This window comes from Pseudohaemophilus parahaemolyticus, assembly GCF_938021905.1.
Lineage (GTDB): Bacteria > Pseudomonadota > Gammaproteobacteria > Enterobacterales > Pasteurellaceae > Haemophilus_A > Haemophilus_A parahaemolyticus_B.
In genome coordinates this window covers 81,388-103,566 of record NZ_CALIFA010000070.1, presented here as the reverse complement: position 1 = coordinate 103,566, position 22,179 = coordinate 81,388, and the positions used below count along the sequence as shown (strand labels likewise).

Sequence of the window (22,179 nt, the reverse complement as noted above, 5' to 3'; positions counted from 1 at the left end):
GGTGCGTAGTATAGCGATGTTGTTAGTAAAAAGCAAACGGTTGCAAGCGGTTGAATTTCTCTTTTTTTTTGCATAGAATTCGTTCTGTTCTCATCGGAGTGCAAGGATTAACAATCTATGCTGAGAGGTGTAAGCCAATCCGTAGAACCTGAACTGAATAATTTCAGCGTAGGGATTTGAGACGAGTGATCGACTTAAATCCTTTGATTTAAAATTTAAACAAAGGAAACATTATGAAAACTGTATCTTTGACTTTATCTGTCATTGGCTTAGCCGTTGCTACTTCTGCTTTTGCTACAGAAAAACCTGTACTCAATGTTTACACTTATGATTCGTTCGCTTCAAAATATGGACCTGCTTCTCAATTAGAAGCCAATTTTGAAAAAGTGTGTCACTGCGATCTGCGTTTTTTACCATTTGATAATGGTGTAACAATGTTGAATCGTGTTCGTTTAGAAGGTAAAAAAACCAAAGCTGATGTTGTGGTTGGCATCGACAATTTTACTCAAGCCGAAGCAGAAAAAAGCGGGTTGTTTGCTGCAAATGAATTAACCTTACAAGATACCGCATTACCGATCACTTGGCAAAGCCACATTTTTTACCCATACGATTACAGCGAATATGCATTCATTTATAATAAAGAGAAATTAACAAATCCGCCGAAGTCGTTAAAAGAGCTTTTTGAGCGTCAAGATTTACGCATTATTTACCAAGACCCGCGCACTAGCACGGTAGGGCGTGGATTACTTGTGTGGGCAAATCAAGTACTTGCTTCAGAAGGCGAGATGAGCAAATGGTGGGAAAGCTTAGCAAAACATACGGTAACTGTTGGTAAAGGCTGGTCTGAAACTTATGGTGCCTATTTAAAAGGCGAAGCGGATATGGTGTTGAGTTATACTACTTCACCGCTTTATCATCAATGGTATGAGAATGATAATAAAAATGTAGCAGCCATTTTTGAAGAAGGGCATTTGATGCAAGTCGAGCTTGCTGCCATTTTAAAAAGCAGCCAACAAAAACCGCTTGCTCAGCAATTCTTACGTTTCTTACACGAGCCTGAATCGCAAAAAATTATTACGAAATCGAATATCATGAAGCCTGTTGTGGCGGGTGAGATTGATCCCCTTTTAACATCTTTGCCAAAAATTAAAGTATTGGAAACACTACAGCCTAATGCGGATTTAGTGCGTCAGTGGTTGGCGAATTGGCAAAAAGCGGTAAGTAAGTAATACACATTCCCCTCTCCCCTTGTAGGAGAGGGTAATTTTACCTTAAGTAGAGAGAACTAATAAAAACAGAAAGGAATGCTGTTTTTTTGCAAAAAGATTTGCCAAACGTATTAACTTCTGTTATCTATAGCGTCCTTAAAAATCCCTATACTTTTTCTACCCCTTTTTTGCTCCTTTTAAGGTAGGACTAGGGGTAACTTAACTAACAGGAGTGTAATATGGCAGTGGGCAATACCACGTCTTTAGGTTTATTATCTCTCGCAGGGGTAAAACCTTACGAACTGAAAAAGAATGAAGAATATATGAATGATGCTCAAAAAGAGCACTTCACTAAAATTCTAAAAGCGTGGCATTCTCAAATCATGGATGAAGCCGCTCGCACGAAAAACCAAATGCAGGAAGATGTGACTAACTTCGCAGACCCTGCAGACCGCGCAACTCAGGAAGAAGAGTTCAGTTTAGAATTACGCAACCGTGATCGTGAGCGTAAATTATTGAAAAAAATTGAACAAACTTTACACAAGATTTCTGATGATGATTACGGTTATTGTGAAACCTGTGGCGTAGAAATCGGCTTAAAACGCCTTGAAGCACGCCCAACTGCGGATTTATGTATTGACTGTAAAACCCTTGCTGAAATCCGTGAAAAACAACTTGGTTTATAAGATAAACAACGGAGAATGGTCGCATTCTCCGTTATTACTTTTAGCCTAATTTAAACGAGGTGAATTATTTTTAATTACATTAAATCATTTTTTTCTCGTCCTAAAAAAGCAAAAAAATCGGCAGAAGAGATTGCTATTTATACAGAGAAAAAAATTGATAATCGCCCAATGCGTCCTGCTGTTGAGCTAAAACGAACAGAACGAGCGACATCCAAAGGTAAAAAAGCTCAAGATGGCGTACCCTCCCATATTTTGCATAAAAAACATACCACCCAAGCAGGGCAATATGGCATTAGTCCGAAAGATTTCCCGAAAAATGCGTTAGCTATTGTTGAAAAATTACACCGTGCAGGCTATGAGGCCTACATTGTAGGCGGTTGCGTTCGAGATTTATTGCTCGGTAAAAAACCAAAAGATTTTGATATTTCAACCAATGCTCGCCCTGAAGAGGTGCAGAAAATTTTTGGGCGTCAATGTCGCTTAGTGGGACGCCGTTTCCGCTTAGCACATATTATGTATGGCCGCGAAATTTTTGAAGTTGCCACTTTCCGTGCGGGTCATGAAAATCACACTAACGATAAAATCTCTAAAGTCAGTGATGAAGGAATGCTGTTGCGAGATAACGTTTACGGCACATTGTTTGAAGATGCTGGGCGTCGAGATTTCTCCGTCAATGCGTTCTATTACGATCCTCGCCACAATTTAATTTACGATTTCTTCAACGGGATTGAAGATCTGCGTGCAGGTAAATTGCGTTTATTAGGTGATCCAACACAACGTTATCAAGAAGATCCTGTGCGAATGTTACGTGCAGTTCGTTTTATGGCGAAATTGGATATGTTCTTGGACAAAGAGACCGAAGCACCAATCAAAACCCTTGCACCGTTGTTAGGCAACATTCCAGCTGCACGGCTCTTCGATGAGTCATTGAAACTCTTGCAATCGGGAGCGGGTTTTAAAACATACGAATTGTTGCGTGAGTATCATTTATTTGAGCAACTTTTCCCTGTGCTCACGCCGTTTTTCACCGAGCATCAAGACTCAAATGCGGAGCGAATGATCAAGCGTGCCTTGATGTCTACCGATGACCGCATTCGCGATAAATTGCCGGTAAACCCCGCATTTTTATTTGCGGCGTTATTCTGGTATCCATTGCGTGAAAAAATTGATGAGTTGAAAAACGAAGGCGGATTAAACACGCACGATTCAATGATGCTTGCGGCAAATGAAATTTTAGACGAAAGCTGCAAAGCCGTGGCATTGCATCGTCGTCACACGGGCATTATCCGAGAGATTTGGGCGTTACAATTCCAAATGACTAAACGCACAGCTAAGCGTGCCCTACAAACCTTGGAAGTACAAAAATTCCGTGCGGGTTTTGATTTACTCGTGATGCGTGCCGAAACCGAAGGTGGCGATCTGGTTGAGCTTTCTGCTTGGTGGCACGAGTTCCAATTCAGCAACGATAAACAGCGTGCTGAAATGTTGCAAGCGGTAAAAAAATTACCGAACTTTGCCAGCGAAGAGACCAAGAAAAAACGCCGTCGCAAAACATTTCGTCGTAAAAAACCTGCGAATAAAAAAGCGGAGGTAAATGCCTAATGAAAACCGTTTATGTTGCTTTAGGTTCGAACTTGAACGATCCGCTTAATCAACTTAAACAAGCGGTGCAATCGTTACAAGCATTTGCAATTAACTTTGAAGTCAGCCCATTTTACGGCTCAAAACCTGTTGGCCCGCAAGATCAGCCTGATTATGTGAATGCGGTCGCAAAATTTGAGACAAATCTGACCGCTCTTGAATTATTAGACAAGCTACAACATATAGAGAATTCGCAAGGGCGTGTCCGACTTCGTCGCTGGGGCGAACGCACGCTAGACTTAGATCTCATTTTATATAGTGATGAACTGATCCAAAATGAGCGTTTAACCGTACCACATATTGAAATGCAAAACCGCGAATTTGTGATCGTGCCGATGTATGATCTTTCGCCAGATTTGGTGCTCCCAAGCGGTCAAAAATTGGCAGAAATTTACCAACGGTTTAAAGATCATCAAATGGTGGTTTTTGAATAATAAAAAATGTTTGCTCTCTCCGTTCGCGGAGGGAGGGAAGTTAAATATAAGGAATAACCATGTCAAACCCATTACTCAACTACACAGACTTGCCGCCATTCTCGCAAATTAAACCTGAACATATCCAACCTGCGGTAGAAGCTGTGATTAAAGAGTGCCGTGAAACTATTGAGCGCGTTTCACAAATCGACAATCCAACCTGGGAAAATTTCTATCTGCCACAAGTGATGGCGGGCGATAAATTTAACCGTGCGTGGTCACCCATCGGGCATTTAAATGGCGTGAAGAACTCGCCTGAATTGCGTGAAGCCTATCAAGCTTGCTTGCCGTTGTTATCTGACTACAGCACTTGGGCAGGGCAACACCAAGGTTTGTATCAAGGCTATGTGAAGCTCAAAAACTCTCCAGAATTTGCGACCTATTCTGTGGCACAGAAAAAAGCGGTAGAAAACAGCTTGCGTGACTTTGAGCTGTCCGGTATCTCATTACCCGTAGATAAACAAAAACGCTACGGCGAAGTTTCCGCACGCTTATCAGAACTCGGCTCACAATTTAGTAATAACGTGTTAGATGCAACAATGGGTTGGGATATTGTTGTGACAGACGAGGCACAGCTTAAAGGTTTGCCAGAATCAGCATTAGAAGCGGCAAAATTGTCTGCCCAAAGCAAAGGCAAAGAGGGTTATCGTTTCACCCTTGAATTCCCAAGCTATTACCCTGTGTTAGTCTATTGTGAAAACCGCGAATTGCGTGCAATGATCTACAAAGAGTACGCCACCCGTGCTTCCGATCAAGGTTCAAATGCAGGCAAATGGGACAACTCAGCGAACATTGAGGAGAAATTAAAACTTCGTCTTGAAATGGCGCAATTGCTTGGTTTTGAAACCTATGCTCATCTTTCATTAGCGACCAAAATGGCGGAAAACCCGCAACAAGTGGTCGATTTCTTGGAAGATCTTGCAAAACGTTCAAAAGAGCAAGGCAAAAACGAAATTTGCGAATTGAAAAAATTTGTTAGAGAAAACTACGGTGTGGAAACCCTAGAACCTTGGGATATTGCTTTCTACAGTGAGAAACAAAAACAAGCGTTGTATGCTATCAACGACGAAGAACTTCGTCCGTATTTCCCAGAAGATCGCGTACTTTCAGGCTTATTTGAGCTTATGAAACGCATTTTTGGCTTACGTATTGAAGAGAAATTTGGCATCGATACTTGGCACGAAGATGTGCGTTTCTTCCAAATTTATGACGAAAAAGGCGAAGAGCGTGGCTCGTTCTACTTAGACTTATACGCTCGTGAAAATAAACGTGGTGGGGCGTGGATGGATGATTGCATCAACCAAAAACGTTTGGCAGATGGTTCATTACAAAAGCCCGTGGCGTATTTAACCTGTAACTTCAACAAGCCAATCGGCGACAAACCTGCGTTGTTCACCCACGATGAAGTGACCACGCTTTTCCATGAATTCGGACACGGTATTCACCATATGCTGACCCAAATTGATGTAGGCGATGTGGCGGGCATCAACGGTGTGCCTTGGGATGCGGTGGAATTGCCAAGCCAATTCTTAGAAAATTGGTGCTGGGAAGAAGAAGCCTTACAGTTTATTTCAGGGCATTATGAAACGGGCGAACCGTTGCCGAAAGAGAAACTCACGCAGTTACTAAAAGCGAAAAACTTCCAAGCAGCAATGTTTGTGCTTCGTCAGTTAGAATTCGGTTTATTCGACTTCCGCTTACACTTAGCCCAACCGCATGAAGGTTTGGTATTAGAGACCTTACAAGCGGTCAAAAAAGATGTCGCTGTTGTAAAAACGCCTGAATGGGTGCGTACCCCGCACAGCTTTAGCCATATTTTTGCAGGCGGTTATGCGGCAGGCTATTACAGCTACTTATGGGCAGAAGTGTTGTCTGCAGATGTATTCTCAAAATTTGAAGAAGAAGGCATTTTCAACCGCCAAACAGGGCAACAATTCTTAGATTGCATCTTAACCCGCGGCGGTTCCGAAGAGCCAATGGTGTTATTCGAACGTTTCCGTGGACGTAAACCAACCCTTGATGCACTGCTAAGACACAAAGGGATTGCGTAATTTCAAGCGGTTAGATTCTATTGGACATTTGCAAAACCGAATGGAATCTAACTGCTGATTATTTTTCCATTTTCAATACAAATAATGCGATCGAATAAAGCTCTGCTTTCTTCAATCTGATGGGTTACCATTAACAAGGTGAGTTTACGTTCTTGGCAGAGTTGTGCTACAAGTTGTTGGAGCTCTTCTCTGCGTTTAGGATCAAGGGCTGAAAAAGGTTCATCTAATAATAAAATCGGCTTATCACGTAACAATGTACGAGCCAGTGCGACGCGTTGTTTCTGTCCACCAGAAAGCTGATCGGCTCGACGATCTAATAATTCAGTGATACCCATTTTTTCTGAGATATTAATGATTTGCGATTTTTGTTGAGTAGTTAATGACAAACGAGGTACTAACGCCAGGCCAATATTTTGAGAGACAGTGAGGTGTGGAAAGAGATTGTTATCTTGAAATAGCATAGAAACAGGACGATGGGAAACTTCTGTGTGCGTATGATTACAATTATCCAACCAAATTTCACCGCTTGTGGGCAATTCAAAGCCTGCAATCAAGTTGAGTAGCGTACTTTTCCCCGCTCCACTTTCACCAATAATGGCAATTTTTTCCCCCTTTTTCACGGAGAGAGTAAAGTGCATTGGCATTTGCTCATAATCGAACTTAATATTTAGTGCTATCATTATCATATTTATTAAATGTTATAAAGTCGTTATTATGGCACAAAAAACTGCTATTCGGCTTAATTCGAATAACGGTTTATGTTTATTGCATTATACTCCTAGCCACTTCTCTGCTTTGGAGCGAATTTCGTGAATCAGCTCTGGTTTATCCCTAAGTTTTTCGCCATAAGAAGGTACAATCTGTTTCAACTTCACTTGTAATTCGGGATGTTTTTCCACAAAACATTTTGAAAATACGCTCAACATGGCATCAACTGAAGTAGAAGCACCGGGAGATGCACCAAGTAATGCTGCTACGCTTTTATCTTCGGAGGTAATCACTTCTGTCCCAAAGCAGAGAGACCCCCGCTCATTGGCTAAATCTTTGATAATCTGCACGCGTTGTCCCGCGATAATTACATCCCAATCTTCGCTTTTCGCTTCTGGATAAAATTCTCGTAATTCTGCCATTCGTTGCTCTTTGTTGAGCAAAGCTTGCTTGATCAGATAATTTGTAAGCGGAATATTTTTTATTCCTGCAATCACCATGGTTGCAAAATTATCAGGCTTGAATGAAAGCGGGAAATCAAGCGGTGAACCGTGTTTAAGATACTTCATTGTAAAACCAGCAAATGGCCCGAATAAAAGCGATTTTTTTCCTTCGATAAAGCGAGTATCTAAATGCGGCACAGACATTGGAGGAGCCCCAATTTTCGCTTTGCCATAAACTTTAGCGTGATGTTTTTCCACTATCCCAGGATTACGGCAGACCATAAAAATACCGCTCACAGGGAAGCCACCAATATGTTTTCCCTCTTTAATGCCTGTTTTTTGTAGTAATGGCAACGTGCCACCGCCACAGCCGATAAAGAGGAATTTGCAAGAATGTTGCAAAATTTGATCGCTTGAATCTTTCACGGATAGTGTCCAGCCTTCAGTAGTTTTCTGAATATTTTGCACTCGATAACCCAGTTTTAATTCACAGCCCTGCTTTTGCAGATTTTTAAACAGTTTTCGTGTTAATTCGCCGAAGTTCACGTCTGTTCCATGCTCAATCAATGTGGCTGCAAGCGGTTCATTTCCTTGACGATTTTGCATCATCAACGGAATCCATTTCGCTAATGTTTCACGATCATCGGAAAATTGCATCCCTTCAAACAACGGATGCTGAGTAAGTGCTTCAAAACGTTTGTGTAAGAACTTCACATCTTTTTCGCCTTGCACAAAGCTCATATGTGGCAGCTTACGAATAAATTGGGCAGGATTTTCAATATCACCTTTTGCAACTAAATAAGACCACATCTCAAGCGAAAGTTGATATTTCTCGTTGATACTCAAGGCTTTTGTGATATCAATCGATCCGTCGGCTTTTCCTGCAGTGTAATTCAACTCACATAAGGCTGAGTGCCCTGTACCCGCATTGTGCCATTCATTTGAACTTTCTGTTGCCACAGCATTTTGGGCTTCAAAAATGGTGATACTCTGTTCTGGTAGAATCTCTTTAATCAGCGTGCCAAGCGTGCCGCTCATAATACCTGCACCGATTAAAACAACATCAGATTGGTTTGCCATAATATCCTTCTTATTTACTCTTTTTTAGGTAGCTTTATTATTTAATAATAATCGGGAAAAATCAGCTTTGCAAACGGTTGCGAAAAGATATTTTGCTGAATCGTTTTAGCTAAAAAATAAGCAGAATCAATTGATTAATTTATGGCAAAATAGCAATAACTATTGGTAATGTAGCTAGGAGGAAAATATGAAATGGAAATTATCTGTAAAAGATATTTTTAATGCCTCACCTGTTGTGCCTGTGATGGTTATTAAGCAGATTGAAGATGCAGAGCCAATGACTCAAGCCTTGCTGGAAGGGGGGATTCGCGTATTTGAGATTACGCTTCGCACTGATGTGGCATTAGAAGCAATTAAGAGAATTAGCAAGGCTTTTCCCGAAGCTATCGTTGGGGCGGGAACAGTTATTAATATTGAACAGTATGATGCGATAGTCGAAGCTGGAGCTAAATTTGCTATCTCACCTGGGGCTACAGAAGAATTGTTGATGCATGCGGCAAAAGGTAAAATAGCCCTCATTCCTGGAACGGCAACACCATCGGACATGATGAAAGCACTAGCGTTAGGCTACGATCATCTGAAATTTTTTCCAGCTGAAGTCAATGGTGGAGCAGCGGCACTGAAAGCGATTTCGGCAGCATTGCCCCAATTGAGATTCTGTCCAACAGGAGGGATTTCTGAGAAGAATCTTGCTCATTATTTAGCATTAGATTGCGTGGCTACCGTTGGCGGATCTTGGATGCTACCGAATGATGCGATTGTTGCAAAAGATTGGGCAAAAGTAACTGCTTTAACAAAACAAGCGGTGGATTTGGTAGCAATAAAAGCAAAATAATTGGTATATAGGAAAAAAATCCCTAAGCAAAATGCTTAGGGATAAAGTAAAAAATAAAGTATAACTACTTTAACTTAACCAAGGAAATATCTATGAAAACATACTTTCTTACTTAATGGCGGTGAGAGGGGGATTCGAACCCCCGATGCAGTTTCCCACATACACGCTTTCCAGGCGTGCTCCTTCAACCACTCGGACATCTCACCGAATCAATAAAAAAGACGAGCTAATTCTAGCGTTTTTGGACGTTTTTATCAAGATATTTTTAGTTTGTAAAATAAAGTCGGAATTTTACCGCTTGTTATGATTTAAAGACCAACACCTGCACAACGTGGGGAATCTGGTCTTTGTTCGCCAATCGCCTGCCACTCTTCTGGTGTGTAAGTATGTAATGCTAATGCGTGAACACCGCCTTCTAATTCAGCGTTAAGACATAGATAGATCGCTTGATGCCGAGCTACGCTACGTTTGCCGTTAAATGTGTCTGTTACTAATGTCACTTTAAAGTGTGATTCTGAGCCACGTCCAGAACTATGCATATGGCTTTCGTTTTCGATTTGTAAAAAAGTAGGATTAAACGTTTCAGTTAATTTCTTTTCAATAGATTGTTGGATGAGCATGATTAGTTCTCGTAGGGTGGACTTCAGTCCACTATGTCTATATAAAATTCGGCGGACTGATGTCCGCCCTACAAAATAGCCCACATTTTGTGGGCTATTTACGTTTTAAATTAATGTTTTTTGCGTAATGCTAATTGGCTTAGAACCACGAGTGAAAGTGAGAACACAATCATAATGGTTGCCAGTGCATTTACCTCTGGCGTTACGCCTGTCTTCACGAGTGAGAAGATTTTAAGCGGTAACACTTCGTAACTTGGGCTAGTTACGAAAGAGGAAACCACTACATCATCAAGCGAGATAGTGAAGCTTAATAACCAACCTGAGATGATGGAAGGTAACGCAAGTGGAAGAATAATTTTGCGTAAAATCGTCACTTCACTTGCTCCTAAATCTTTCGCTGCTTCCAACATTTTGCCATCAAAGTCACTTAGTCGTGCTGAGATGGTAATAACCACATAAGGTAAACAGAAGGTAATATGAGCAATCAATAATGAGATAAAGCCAAGCTGAATGCCTAACATCATAAAGAGTACGAGCATTGATACTGCCATAACAATATCAGGCGACATCATTACAATAAAAAGCAAACCGCCCACCATTTGTTTACCGCGGAATTTATAACGATAAAGGGCGATTGAGGTTAATGCCCCTAAAATCGTTGATAATGTTGCCGCAAAAAATGCAATGGTGACCGAGTTTAATGTGGCTTGAACAAGAGTATCGTTGTTAAATAAACGCTCATACCAGTTCCAGCTAAAGCCTTTCCATTGCAAGCCGTATCTGTCCGCATTAAACGAGTTTACTACCAAGATAATAATCGGAATATAAAGGTAGGCAAAAACCGCGAACATAAAAAGATTTCTAAATGCCTTTTTCATTATTCAAGCTCCACCTTTTTATTTAATAATTTATTCGCACGATAGTAAACATAAAGCATTAATGCCATTAAAATGGTTAATGCGATACTTACTGCAGAGCCCAACGCAAATTGGTTGGTATTTAAGAACAAGCTCTTAATAATGTTACCTACCAATGGTGTTTTACCGCCACCAAGTAAGTCGGCAACGTAGAACATCCCCATCGCTGGAAGAAGTACTAATAAACAGCCTGACACAATACCTGGCATCGTAAGCGGAATAGTGACGCGAATAAAGCGTTGGAACGCATTTGCCCCTAAATCTTTTGCTGCTTCTAATAAACGATTGTCGATTTTTTCAATCGAAGAGTAGAGCGGTAAAATCATAAATGGTAACAAAATGTAAACTAAGCCGATGATAATCGCAAGCTCTGAGTTTAATAAACGCAATGGTTCATTAATGATGCCTAACCACAATAATGCTTCATTTAGCAAACCTTTCACACCTAAGAAAATCTTGATGCCGTAAATACGAATAAGCGAGTTAGTCCAGAACGGCAACACCACTAAAAAGAGTAAAATTGGACGCACTCTCGCAGGCAATTTTGCAATAATAAATGCAAAAGGATAGCCAATAATCAAACAGAAGAAAGTGGCAATCCCCGCCATATACAAGGAGTTCCAAAGTACTGTGGCGTAGGTGTCGTTAAAAAGTACTTGATATGCACTCAAGCTAAACGCAAAATCAACGAAATATTGACTTTGGCGGTTTTCAGTTAAGAAACTAATGACAAACACGAGTACATTCGGCACTAATACGAAAAGTAAAAGCCAGCCGAAAATCGTTGCCACCGTTCCTTTTTGGAATTTATTATTCGTCATCGTTTAGGACAACCTCCCAACCTTCGTGCCACGTTAATGCCACTTTTTGACCCACTTCGTGGTCAATGTTTGGATCATCTTCGTTGAAGAATTCGCTTACTAACACATTCATACCGTTGTGATCGAGTTTCACGCTAGACTCAAGCGTCATACCTTTATAGTTACGGTCGATAATGTGACCGATGATCGCTTTTGAGCTTTCATCTTCGTCTAACTCTTCAATCACAATATCTTCAGGGCGAAGTAATACTTTCAGTTTTTGATTTGGCTGAACGTCTAACTCTTCCACTTTAATATTGCAGATACGACCTTCTATGTTTGCTTTCACGTTAGTTGCGTCTACACGCTCAATCACGGTTGCATCGAACACGTTAATTTCGCCAATGAAGTGTGCCACAAATAAGTTTTTCGGCTCTTCGTAGATTTCACGCGGTGTGCCATCTTGTGCGATTTTCCCTGCATTCATAACGATGATACGATCTGACATCGTTAAGGCTTCTTCTTGGTCGTGAGTCACGAAAATAAAGGTAATGCCTAATTGACGTTGTAAGGCTTTCAACTCATTTTGCATCTCTTTACGCAATTTGTAGTCAAGTGCCGAAAGTGATTCATCTAAAAGCAATACTTTTGGCTTGTTTACCACCGCACGCGCAATGGCAATACGTTGTTGTTGACCACCTGAAAGCTGTGCAGGTTTTTGTTGCGCACGGTCTTCTAAGCGCACCATACGCAACGCTTCCATGACACGCGGCTCAATTTCTGCACTTGGCACTTTTTGCATACGCAAGCCAAAAGCCACGTTTTCAAAAATAGTCATATGCGGGAAAAGCGCATAGCTTTGGAATACGGTATTCACAGGGCGTTGTTCAGCAGGGATATTAGATACATCTTGACCATCAAGAATAATTGAACCCTCTGTTAAATCTTCAAAGCCCGCAATTAAACGTAACGCAGTTGTCTTACCACAACCTGAAGGACCTAAAATTGTTAAAAATTCACCATCGTTAATGGTTAAATTCAAATTTTTCAGAATCGTTTTGCTACCGTAGCTTTTGGTAACATTGCGAAGTTCGATAATGGGTTTGTTATCTAACTTTTCCATTTACTGTTGTTTTCCCCTATGAAGAGAGTTGAGAAAATGAATTGCAAATTCAATAAAAATTGCTTGATTTGCAACGCGAAATGAGAATAAATCAATTTGGTATCATATAGCGAATAACTTGATTTTGAAAGTAAAAATTTACTTTTTGAGCGATAAGCGGTGGATTTTCTGGCGGATTTCGCAAAATATACAAATCAAGAAAGAAATTAGACCGTTTACAGGCTTTAGGCTAAAATAGCTTCTAATAAAATAAATAGATAAAACAATGAAACTCAACAACCAACAAAAACAAGCTGTGGAATATGTCGATGGGGCTTGCCTTGTGTTAGCGGGGGCTGGCTCGGGCAAAACGCGGGTTATTATCAACAAAATTGCATATCTAATCGAACATTGCAACTATTCGCCGAGAAATATCGCAGCCGTAACCTTTACCAACAAGGCAGCACGTGAGATGCGTGAGCGTGTGGCTCATTCTATCGGCAAAGGAAAAACCAAAGGGCTGACAATTTCTACCTTTCATACTCTAGGCTTTGAAATTCTCAAACGTGAGCATAAATTGCTCGGTTTTAAGTCTGGAATGACGCTGTTTGATGAACATGATCAAATTGCTTTGCTCAAACATTTACTGCCTGAAAACGTGGCGGAAGATAAAGATCTCTTAAAAGCGCTGGTTTCCACTATTTCAAATTGGAAAAATGATCTGCTTTCTCCTGAAATGGCGATACATCAGTGCAAATCGGAGCGAGATCTCGTTTTTTCACACTTTTACCAACGCTATCAAAATCAGCTAAAAGCCTATAACGCCCTCGATTTTGATGATTTGATTATGTTGCCGGTATTGCTTTTCCGCCAATTTCCTGAAGCGAAAGTCCGTTGGCAGCAAAAAATTCGCTATTTGTTGGTGGATGAATATCAAGACACCAACACTAGCCAATATGAGTTAATTAAACTTATCGTAGGCGAAAATGAGAAGTTTACCGTCGTGGGGGATGATGACCAGTCGATCTATTCTTGGCGTGGGGCGAAACCTGAAAATATGCAGCGTTTACGGAAAGATTTCGACCTAAAAGTGATTAAATTGGAACAAAATTACCGTTCTAGTCAGCGGATTCTGCATTGTGCCAACATTCTGATTGATAATAATGAACATATTTTCGACAAAAAAATCTTCTCGGAATTAGGGCAAGGCGAAAGGCTGAATATTATTGAGGCGAAAAATGAAGAACACGAAGCAGAGCGTGTCGTAGGAGAAATTATCGCCCATCGTTTTTCCAAAAAAACGAAATATAAAGATTACGCCATACTTTATCGAGGCAATCACCAGTCGCGGTTGCTCGAAAAATTGTTGATGCAAAATCGTATCCCGTACAAAATTTCGGGCGGAACATCGTTTTTCTCTCGAGCTGAAATTAAGGATATGATGGCGTATCTGCGTTTGGTGGTGAATCCTGAAGATGACGCTGCATTTTTACGCATTGTGAATGTGCCCAAACGTGAAATTGGTCCAGCTACGCTTGAAAAACTGGGTTTGTTGGCAAATGAAAAACATATCAGCCTGTTTGATGCGATTTTTGATTTTGAGCTGATTCAACGCTTAACACCAAAGCCTTATCAAGCCTTGCAAGATTTCGCCAATTGGATCGTAAAAATTGCCGAGCAAGCGGTCCATTCTAATCCGATTATTGCAATGAAAGATATGTTGGGGCAGCTTCAATACGAAGCTTATTTGTATGAACAAGCAACCTCGCCCAAAGCAGCAGAGATGCAAAGCCGCAATGTGCAAACGCTGTTTGAATGGGTTGAAGCGATGCTGGCTGGCGATGAAATTGAAGCTCCGATGACGTTGGAGCAAGTGGTTAATCGCCTGACTTTACGGAATATGCTTGAGCGTGGCGAAGATGATGACGAAGCCGACCAAGTGCAGCTAATGACGCTACATGCTTCAAAAGGGTTGGAGTTTCCGCACGTTTTTCTCATTGGAATGGAAGAGGGCATTTTGCCACACCAAAATAGCCTCGATGATGACAACGTGGAAGAAGAACGCCGCTTGGCTTATGTGGGGATTACTCGTGCTCAGCAAACGTTGACGTTTTCCCTCTGCAAAGAACGCCGTCAATATGGAGAACTGATTAAACCTGAACCAAGCCGCTTCTTGCTTGAGCTTCCGCAAGATGATTTAGTTTGGGAAAGCGAAAAACCACAGCTGAGCGAACAACAGAAAGTGGATAAAGTGTCCTCAAATATTGCCGATTTAATGGCAAAATTAAAAGCGAATAAGAGATAAAATGTCACTTTTTAAATCAACTAAACAAGAAGAGCATTGCCCCGAATGCGGGGCATTACTTCAAATTAAACAAGGTAAATACGGGCTATTTCTAGGCTGTTCACGCTACCCAGATTGTAGTTACATTAGACCACTACACCAAAGTTCGCATGTAATAAAAACGCTAGACGAAATTTGCCCTGAATGTGGTCATTTTCTGCAAATTAAGCAAGGGCAGAATGGAATGTTTATTGGTTGCAGCAACTATCCAGAATGTCATTTTATTGTGCAAGAAGAGCAAGAAAAGCCTGAAGAAAGTTGGCTTTGCCCTGAATGTAAGAAACACCATTTAGTGCCACGTAAAGGACGAACGGGCAAAATTTTCTATGGCTGTGAAGGCTATCCGAAATGCCGATTTACCCTTGCAAGCCAGCCGATTGAAAAAGAGTGCCCTGCGTGTCATTTTTCATTAGCCGTGCTACGTAAAGGCAAAAAAGGCTATCAATGTGCGAATAAATTGTGTCAGCATATTTTTGAAGAGCAAGAAATAGAACAAGCGGTGAAAAAAGATGAATCATTTACAAAAAATCATTGAGAAATTTCAACAAAATGAAGTGATTGCCTACCCAACTGAAGCAGTTTTTGGTTTAGGTTGTAATCCAAACAACGAACAAGCGGTCAGAGCCTTGCTTGCTTTGAAAAAACGTGAAGAAAGAAAAGGGTTGATTTTAATCGCCCCAACGGTAGAACTGCTTTTGCCTTATTTGGATGAAACTAAACTCAGCGATAACGAATGGCAACGTTTTGGCAAAATTAGCAGCCAAGCGATTACATGGATTATGCCTGCCAAACCGAATTTACCTCGTTTTCTCACAGGGCAATTTAATTCGATTGCAATGCGATTATGTCGAACCCCAGCGGTGGAAGCCTTATGCTTAGCAACGCAATCTGCGATTACCTCTACCAGTGCCAATTTATCAGGACTAGAACCTTGCCGTACAAGCCAACAAGTTTACGCTCAATTTGGCAAGGATTTCCCTGTATTAGAAGCTGAAACCGAAGGGCGAACCAACCCTTCAGAAATTCGAGATATTTTTACCCAACAGGTTTTGCGAGCAGGTTAAGCTTTTTCATATAAAGGGGTAACCAATTGACCGTTTAAATATTCGCCAATATAAACCTGATTTATCGTCAATTTTTGAGCTTCAAGTTCGGCTTTAAGCCACTCTTCATCTCGGTTGATGATGTCTAAAATATCATGGTCGAGTTGTCCATCAATAACCAGAGGGTAGCGTAAATCCTGATCGCCATATTGAATGATCGAAAGTTGCCCGTTTTGTTCTAATACGGCTCGTTTCACCGATGCGATTTCATATGACAAAGCCTAAACATCTTAATGTTTAGGCTATTTTTGTAAATAAAAAAGATTAACGCTGAATCAAATAACGCAATTTCGTACCATCTTGTTCAACGCTTAGCAATGTATAACCATGGTTTTTTGTGTCTACAGGAATATTGTTAATCGATTGAGCACAATCGCTTAATAGCTCTAAAATCTCGCCTTTTTTCAATTCTGGCATCGTTTCAAGCATCACGATGGCAGGATAGGGGCAAGGCTCGCCTAAGGTATCCAGTGTGTAATCTGGGGTAATCTCTTTTGGATCTCTATCCAATTTTTGTACGACAGTAAATGCCATAATGTTCTCCTGATGTTTTAGGTTATGTGGTATTGATTAGTTACAGCCGCAAGAAGCTGCCGCTACTTTCGTTTTGGCTTTAGCAAGGAAGCGTTTTTCCCACCAAACTACGGCAACCAAGCAAGCGATTAATAAGCCATAATTAACGAGTAAGCCACCGACGGGGCCGAACTCTTTGAGTAAGTTAAGTTTGTCGTAATCTAAGGCGAGTACTGGTGCGATGTCGTCCCATACGTAAGCAAGGTAGGTTGAGCCGATAACGTTACCTACACCAACCCACATAAAGTGTACTTGCCCTTCCATAGAGCGATACATCCAACCTGTTTCGCAGCCACCTGCTAATACGATACCAAAACCGAATAATAAACCGCCGATAATCGCATTTGGGCCTGCCCACATAATTTTAGGAGAAACGCCTAATTGAATGTATGAGAACACCCCAATTGTGCCAACGAAGATTCCAAAGATAATCGCTTTTGCCATATAAGCACGACCCGTTACCCATAAATCTCGGAATGCGGAGGTAAAGCAGATTTGTGCACGCTCAATCAATAACCCGAAGATTAATCCGCAAAGCATTGCAAAACCAAGTTTGATAGACGATTGCATCACATAGAGGGAAGCGGTCAAATATGCTAAAAAGATTACCATCCCAATGCGGAAGCGACGTGTGGCTTGTTTTGGATCACTTTCTTTGATTTTTGCTGCCCCTTTTTTGAGTTGCAATTTTACGCGGAACATTGGCAATAAGGTTACTTTCACGCCAAAGTAGGTGCCTATAGCTGTGGCAATGGTAAAGAACCATGCGTGAACAGAGAATTGAGGAATCCCTGTGAAAAGTGATGCCAAATTACAGCCCATTGATAAACGGGCTCCAAAACCAGCTAAAGCACCGCCAATGAGTGCTTGAGCAATACGACGTTTATGCGGTTGGTTACGCCATTTTACATTGTTCGCCCAAAGTGCAGCCGAAATACAGCCCGCGAACATCCCCAAAATCATTACGCCATCAATACGGGTAAAAATTGTACCTTGCATCCCGATGATTTTGTAATAGCTCCATTCGCTTACATCTATGCCAAGAGCTTGTAACGCGTGGCCTCCCCAGCGAGTAAACTCGCCTGTTACTGCCCAATAAGTGCCTGTTACACCGAAATAATAAGCCGAAAGTAAACCTGCTGCGATTACTGCTGCCACAGGGTTCCAATATTTAATCAGATAATCTTGTTTGAATTGTTGCCAAATCTCTAACATTTCCTTAAATCCTTAAGAGAGTCAATGATTTGCAAGCGAAGGTATATAATGAAAAATAGAATTGAATTGAGAAAAACAATTGGATTTGTCCATTTCCTATACACAAACTTGCGATATATGAATGAATTACCGTTGAGGTAGTAAAAGTATAATCAAAAAATAGAGAGAAAACAAACAAGATTGATAGATAGCAGATAAAATAAAACCTCAAGTCAAATAACTTGAGGTTCTGTTTTAACTGAATGAGCAAAAAATTATTTAGATTCAACCGCTTCTTTTACGGCATCCACTTTTTCGCCAACTTTGTTCATCATTTCGGATGTTTTTTCAGTTGCTTTATCTGCCATTGCATCTGCAGCTTGTTTTACCTCTTCTGCTTTATCTGCTGCGGTATCTTTTACATCGGCTGCTTTTTCAGCTACTGCTGCTTTCACTTCTTCAGCTTTATCTACAGCAACTTGTTTGATTTCTTCTGCTTTTTGAACTGCAGTCGCTTTCACTTCTGCTGCTTTCTCTGTTGCAACTGCTTGAGCTTTTTCAGCTGTTTTTTGAGCTTGATCACAAGCTGTTAAAGCTAATGCTGAACCTAAAACAAGGGCGAATAATGATTTTTTCATAAGAACTCCATAAAGTTAATTTTGCATCAATTGCTTACACTTAGTATATGTTTCTAACAAAAAGTTCATTTATTTATTCAAGAACTAAAATTAGTTTTATTTTTGTGTAAGGTATTTTGGTTTAAAATTGAACAAATAAGATTGGAATCAGTTTGTAATCCATTAAAGCGGCTTTACCATTTTCAAATTCGAAATCAGTACGCTCTAAATATTCACCCCATTCGCCTGCTTGCATAATCCAAGTACTGTTTTGGTAATCTGGTTTACATGATATTGTTGGTTTGTATTTTTCGATAAATTGATTTTGCTCATCGAAACAAACAGTATCGTATGTATGACTGTATATTAGAACAAAAGGATTAAGCCCCAAGTAATAGCAAAGAGCATCATTGCTACGAAAACAGCAGCAGAGCCAATGTCTTTGGCACGCCCTGAAAGTTCGTGATATTCCGAGCCGATGCGGTCGACAACTGATTCCACTGCGCTATTGAGTAATTCAGTAATCAAGACAATAAAAATGCTACCAAGAAGTAAAATTTTCTCGATAGCATCATTGCCGAGCCAAAACGCCAGCGGAATTAAAATAATTGCTAACCAAACTTCTTGGCGAAAAGCCGCTTCATTGATATATGCTGATTTCAAACCTTTCATTGAATAGCCTGCTGCTCGAATGACTCGTGCAAAATTTGCTTTGTTTTCAGGTTTCATAACTTAATCCAAAAAAAGAAAAACGGGCGATATTTTACCTAAAGAAATCGTTTGTAACAAAGATAAAATCACTTTTTGAACAAAAATTAACCAGTTATAACGTAAATAGGCATAATTTTTTATCTGAATTGAACTTTTCCCTATTCCATTAAAAGAAATTTTCGGCTAATCTGAGAACTCATCATTTATTGATGAATAATTGGTCTTTTATTTTTTCAGAAGTGAAACATTATGAGTAATTCTTTATCTTCAAAACTACTGGGCGGTAATCTTGTATTACGTATCGCAGTAGGTCTAATCTTAGGGGTAGGTTTAGCCCTTGTGAATCCTGAATGGGCAAAAGATGTTGGCGTTTTAGGTCAATTCTTTGTGAAATCCTTACGTGCCATCGCACCGATCTTAATTTTCGTATTGGTTATGTCGACCATCGCAAATAAAGAAGTGGGCTCAGATAGTAAAATCAAGCCGATTCTTGTGCTTTATGCACTCGGCACATTCGTTGCAGCATTAACCGCTGTGGTGTTGAGCTTTATCTTCCCAACCACTTTAGAATTAGTAGCAAGCCCTGATGGTTTAGCACCACCAGATGGCATCGGTCAAATTATCAAAACCGTGGTTTTCAACCTCGTGGATAACCCACTTCAAGCCCTTGCAAACGCAAACTTCATCGGTATTTTAGCGTGGTCTATCGGCTTAGGTATTGCATTACGCCACTCTTCACCAACAACTAAAACATTCTTAAGTGACTTTGCAGATGCAGTTTCAGCAGTGGTTAAAGTAGTGATTGCGTTAGCACCAATCGGTATTTTCGGTTTAGTTGCAGATACTTTTGCAACCAATGGTTTAGACGCTTTCATCGGTTACGGTCGTTTATTATTAGTATTACTAGGTGCAATGGCGATTGTTGCATTCATCTTAAACCCACTTATCGTATGGTGGAAAATCCGTCGCAATCCATATCCTCTAACTTTCCTTTGCTTACGTGAAAGTGGCGTGATGGCATTCTTCACCCGTAGCTCAGCGGCGAACATTCCAGTGAATATGGGCTTATCAAAACGTTTAGGTTTACGTGAAGAAATCTATTCTCTTTCTATCCCGCTTGGTGCAAACATCAATATGGCAGGGGCGGCAATTACTGTTACTGTATTAACACTTGCAGCAGCTTATACACAAGGCATCGTACCTGATTTCTGGTCTGCATTATTATTAAGCATCGTGGCTTCAATCTGTGCTTGTGGTGCATCTGGTGTTGCGGGTGGTTCACTCTTATTAATTCCATTAGCATGTAGTTTATTTAACATCCCGAACGATATTGCAGCACAAGTAATCGGTGTGGGCTTTATTATTGGGGTTATCCAAGATTCAGCAGAAACTGCGTTGAACTCTTCAACAGACGTATTATTTACCGCAGCAGTAAGTATGGCTGAAGATAATAAAGCAAATTCATAAGGAGAACAAAATGGGTGCATTTGGTTACGCAATGATGACTGTTGTTGCATCGCTTGCTATGATCTGTTTTTTAGCATTTAGTATTTTCTAGTAAATAATTTAACAAAGGGATAAAACAATATGATTGTTTTATCCTTTTTTAATATGTTAGTTTTTAAGAAAATATTCTCATTTATCCTCTCTAAATGAGAATTCTTATTGTTTAAACTTATCAAAACTGAAATTTTGTTAGAAGAAAGCTATTAAAATACTTGATTACTTTTTCAACTTTGATATACTTGTAAGTGTTTTAAGGGTAGGAATTTTTTCTGCCTTTTGTCATATATAGATTTCTAAATGAGAGTATCTCTCATTTCATTTACATTCTCATAATATTTGCATAGGAGAAAATATGTTACAACAATCTATCGTTGATAAACTCAACGAACAAATCAACTTAGAGTTCTACTCTTCAAACGTTTACTTGCAAATGTCTGCATGGTGTTCAAAAAATGGTTTTGCGGGTGCAGCAACTTTCTTACTTCGTCACGCAGATGAAGAATTAGAGCATATGCAAAAATTATTCGACTACGTTTGTGAAGCTGGTGCAACGCCATTATTAGGTAAAATCGAAGCTCCACGCAAAGAGTACGAATCATTAAAAGAGTTATTCGATGTGGTTTTAGAACACGAGAAACACGTAACAGCTAAAATCAATGAATTAGTAGAAGTGACTTTCGCTGCGAAAGATTACTCAACCTTCAACTTCCTACAATGGTATGTGGCTGAACAACACGAAGAAGAGAAATTATTTGGTGAAATTTTAGATAAATTCGTGGTGGCAGGCGAAAGTAATAAATCACTTTACTTTATCGACAAAGACTTGGAAACCTTAGATCAAGGAGCAGAATAATGTTATCGCAAAATATCATCAAATACTTAAACGACCAATTAAACTTAGAATTCTATTCTTCTAACGTGTATCTTCAAATGTCAGCTTGGGCAGATAACAACGGCTTCCCTGGTGCTGCAAAATTCTTAAAAGCACACGCAACTGAAGAAATGGAACATATGCGTCGTTTATTCACATACTTAAATGAAACAGGTGCGTTAGCTGAAATTTATGCGATTGAAGCACCACAATCAGAATATGATTCATTAAAATCATTGTTCGAAATCGTATTAGAGCATGAAAAACACGTAACCTCAAAAATCAATGAATTAGTGGAAGTGACTTTTGATGCGAAAGATTATTCATCATTCAACTTCTTACAATGGTATGTGGCTGAACAGCACGAAGAAGAGTTTTTATTCAACTCTATCTTAGATAAATTCCGTTTATTAGGCGAAGATGGTAAATCTTTATACTATATTGATAAAGATTTAGAGCAAATGGCAGCAGCTCATTAATTTACGTAGCATTCTGTTATCTTTAATGTGGGAGTGAGCTGCTTACGGCCTAATATTTTTGGTGATGTAGTAACCTCCTACTTAGATAACCAACCCATCAAGCGGTTGATTTTTCATGATACTTTGCAAATCATTGTGAAAAATTGACCGCTTGTTTTATGAATTTATAAGCAATCGTTTGCTTATTGAAAGGGGATTCTGTAAAATTCTCCCTAAT

Annotated in this window: 23 protein-coding genes, 1 tRNA gene and 1 pseudogene; 12 read left to right on the top strand and 13 right to left on the bottom strand. The window is 40.0% G+C overall.

Annotated features, from left to right (window positions below):
• Positions 1–233: 233 nt before the first annotated feature.
• The 5 genes from thiB (at position 234) to prlC (ending at position 6,059) form a co-directional block, all read left to right on the top strand.
• A complete protein-coding gene (thiB, locus tag QMF79_RS07830) occupies positions 234–1,229 on the top strand; it encodes a thiamine ABC transporter substrate binding subunit (protein WP_281773394.1) in 996 nt (331 codons plus the stop codon).
• A 218-nt stretch (positions 1,230–1,447) separates the two neighbouring features.
• Positions 1,448–1,894: an RNA polymerase-binding protein DksA gene (dksA, locus tag QMF79_RS07825; RefSeq protein WP_005707519.1), complete on the top strand. Its 447-nt coding sequence runs from the start codon at positions 1,448–1,450 to the stop codon at positions 1,892–1,894.
• A 168-nt stretch (positions 1,895–2,062) separates the two neighbouring features.
• Positions 2,063–3,496, top strand: a complete 1,434-nt coding sequence (gene pcnB / locus QMF79_RS07820) for a polynucleotide adenylyltransferase PcnB (protein WP_281773393.1) — start codon at positions 2,063–2,065, stop codon at positions 3,494–3,496.
• The gene (folK, locus tag QMF79_RS07815) at positions 3,496–3,969 is read left to right on the top strand and encodes a 2-amino-4-hydroxy-6-hydroxymethyldihydropteridine diphosphokinase (protein ID WP_281773392.1); all 474 of its coding nucleotides are present in this window, start codon (positions 3,496–3,498) and stop codon (positions 3,967–3,969) included. Before pcnB ends, folK begins: the two co-directional genes overlap by 1 nt.
• A 59-nt stretch (positions 3,970–4,028) precedes the next feature.
• Positions 4,029–6,059, top strand: coding sequence for an oligopeptidase A (gene prlC / locus QMF79_RS07810; protein WP_281773391.1), 2,031 nt, complete (start codon positions 4,029–4,031; stop codon positions 6,057–6,059).
• A gap of 47 nt (positions 6,060–6,106) precedes the next feature.
• Here the strand turns inward: prlC and thiQ are convergent, their stop codons facing one another.
• Positions 6,107–6,739 carry a thiamine ABC transporter ATP-binding protein gene (thiQ, locus tag QMF79_RS07805; RefSeq protein ID WP_111312471.1) on the bottom strand — a complete coding sequence of 211 codons (633 nt, stop codon included), beginning with the start codon at positions 6,737–6,739 and terminating at the stop codon, positions 6,107–6,109.
• A gap of 90 nt (positions 6,740–6,829) precedes the next feature.
• Positions 6,830–8,290, bottom strand: a complete 1,461-nt coding sequence (mqo, locus tag QMF79_RS07800) for a malate dehydrogenase (quinone) (RefSeq protein WP_281773390.1) — start codon at positions 8,288–8,290, stop codon at positions 6,830–6,832.
• 187 nt (positions 8,291–8,477) lie between these two features.
• On the opposite strand from mqo, the gene QMF79_RS07795 reads away from it, so the two are divergent.
• Entirely contained in the window at positions 8,478–9,125 is a 648-nt protein-coding gene (locus QMF79_RS07795) for a bifunctional 4-hydroxy-2-oxoglutarate aldolase/2-dehydro-3-deoxy-phosphogluconate aldolase (RefSeq protein ID WP_281773389.1), read from the top strand.
• A gap of 116 nt (positions 9,126–9,241) precedes the next feature.
• On the opposite strand, the gene QMF79_RS07790 is transcribed toward QMF79_RS07795, so the two are convergent.
• From QMF79_RS07790 to potA, 5 genes are all read right to left on the bottom strand, one after another.
• A tRNA-Ser gene (locus QMF79_RS07790) sits at positions 9,242–9,331 on the bottom strand.
• A gap of 102 nt (positions 9,332–9,433) precedes the next feature.
• Complete coding sequence (locus QMF79_RS07785) at positions 9,434–9,745, bottom strand: BolA family protein (protein ID WP_111427585.1); 312 nt, start codon at positions 9,743–9,745, stop codon at positions 9,434–9,436.
• A gap of 110 nt (positions 9,746–9,855) precedes the next feature.
• Positions 9,856–10,623: a spermidine/putrescine ABC transporter permease PotC gene (potC, locus tag QMF79_RS07780; protein ID WP_281773388.1), complete on the bottom strand. Its 768-nt coding sequence runs from the start codon at positions 10,621–10,623 to the stop codon at positions 9,856–9,858.
• Positions 10,623–11,483, bottom strand: a complete 861-nt coding sequence (potB, locus tag QMF79_RS07775; RefSeq protein ID WP_281773387.1) for a spermidine/putrescine ABC transporter permease PotB — start codon at positions 11,481–11,483, stop codon at positions 10,623–10,625. Before potB ends, potC begins: the two co-directional genes overlap by 1 nt.
• Entirely contained in the window at positions 11,473–12,585 is a 1,113-nt protein-coding gene (potA, locus tag QMF79_RS07770) for a spermidine/putrescine ABC transporter ATP-binding protein PotA (RefSeq protein WP_281773386.1), read from the bottom strand. Before potA ends, potB begins: the two co-directional genes overlap by 11 nt.
• A gap of 265 nt (positions 12,586–12,850) precedes the next feature.
• Here potA and rep point away from each other — a divergent pair, with 265 nt between their 5' ends.
• The 3 genes from rep to QMF79_RS07755 are packed head-to-tail and all read left to right on the top strand — an operon-like array spanning position 12,851 to position 15,972.
• A complete protein-coding gene (gene rep, locus QMF79_RS07765; protein WP_281773385.1) occupies positions 12,851–14,869 on the top strand; it encodes a DNA helicase Rep in 2,019 nt (672 codons plus the stop codon).
• Position 14,870: 1 nt separating this feature from the next.
• A complete protein-coding gene (locus tag QMF79_RS07760) occupies positions 14,871–15,443 on the top strand; it encodes a DNA topoisomerase family protein (RefSeq protein ID WP_281773384.1) in 573 nt (190 codons plus the stop codon).
• Positions 15,418–15,972 (top strand): Sua5/YciO/YrdC/YwlC family protein, encoded by a 555-nt coding sequence (locus QMF79_RS07755; protein ID WP_281773383.1) that lies wholly within the window; start codon positions 15,418–15,420, stop codon positions 15,970–15,972. Before QMF79_RS07760 ends, QMF79_RS07755 begins: the two co-directional genes overlap by 26 nt.
• On the opposite strand, the gene QMF79_RS07750 is transcribed toward QMF79_RS07755, so the two are convergent.
• The 6 genes and pseudogenes from QMF79_RS07750 to QMF79_RS07730 all read right to left on the bottom strand — a co-directional run bounded on the left by QMF79_RS07750 (position 15,969) and on the right by QMF79_RS07730 (position 19,124).
• Positions 15,969–16,229 (bottom strand): YetF domain-containing protein, encoded by a 261-nt coding sequence (locus QMF79_RS07750; protein ID WP_281773382.1) that lies wholly within the window; start codon positions 16,227–16,229, stop codon positions 15,969–15,971. The genes QMF79_RS07755 and QMF79_RS07750 overlap by 4 nt on opposite strands.
• 46 nt (positions 16,230–16,275) lie before the next feature.
• Positions 16,276–16,545 (bottom strand): sulfurtransferase-like selenium metabolism protein YedF, encoded by a 270-nt coding sequence (gene yedF, locus QMF79_RS07745; protein ID WP_111427579.1) that lies wholly within the window; start codon positions 16,543–16,545, stop codon positions 16,276–16,278.
• 36 nt (positions 16,546–16,581) lie between these two features.
• Positions 16,582–17,799 (bottom strand): selenium metabolism membrane protein YedE/FdhT, encoded by a 1,218-nt coding sequence (gene yedE, locus QMF79_RS07740; RefSeq protein WP_281773381.1) that lies wholly within the window; start codon positions 17,797–17,799, stop codon positions 16,582–16,584.
• 254 nt (positions 17,800–18,053) lie between these two features.
• The gene (locus tag QMF79_RS07735; protein ID WP_281773380.1) at positions 18,054–18,416 is read right to left on the bottom strand and encodes a hypothetical protein; all 363 of its coding nucleotides are present in this window, start codon (positions 18,414–18,416) and stop codon (positions 18,054–18,056) included.
• Positions 18,417–18,555: 139 nt separating this feature from the next.
• A pseudogene (gene ushA, locus QMF79_RS10380) lies at positions 18,556–18,768 on the bottom strand (bifunctional UDP-sugar hydrolase/5'-nucleotidase); the annotation flags it as partial.
• A complete protein-coding gene (locus tag QMF79_RS07730) occupies positions 18,762–19,124 on the bottom strand; it encodes a diacylglycerol kinase (protein ID WP_281773379.1) in 363 nt (120 codons plus the stop codon). The gene QMF79_RS07730 and the pseudogene ushA, both read right to left, overlap by 7 nt.
• A 231-nt stretch (positions 19,125–19,355) precedes the next feature.
• Between QMF79_RS07730 and sstT the strand changes: the two genes are divergently transcribed.
• From sstT to ftnA (QMF79_RS07715), 3 genes are all read left to right on the top strand, one after another.
• Positions 19,356–20,573: a serine/threonine transporter SstT gene (gene sstT / locus QMF79_RS07725; RefSeq protein WP_040217082.1), complete on the top strand. Its 1,218-nt coding sequence runs from the start codon at positions 19,356–19,358 to the stop codon at positions 20,571–20,573.
• A 391-nt stretch (positions 20,574–20,964) separates the two neighbouring features.
• Positions 20,965–21,465 carry a non-heme ferritin gene (gene ftnA, locus QMF79_RS07720; protein ID WP_005707556.1) on the top strand — a complete coding sequence of 167 codons (501 nt, stop codon included), beginning with the start codon at positions 20,965–20,967 and terminating at the stop codon, positions 21,463–21,465.
• Positions 21,465–21,962, top strand: a complete 498-nt coding sequence (gene ftnA, locus QMF79_RS07715; protein ID WP_040217084.1) for a non-heme ferritin — start codon at positions 21,465–21,467, stop codon at positions 21,960–21,962. Before ftnA (QMF79_RS07720) ends, ftnA (QMF79_RS07715) begins: the two co-directional genes overlap by 1 nt.
• Positions 21,963–22,179: the final 217 nt, after the last annotated feature.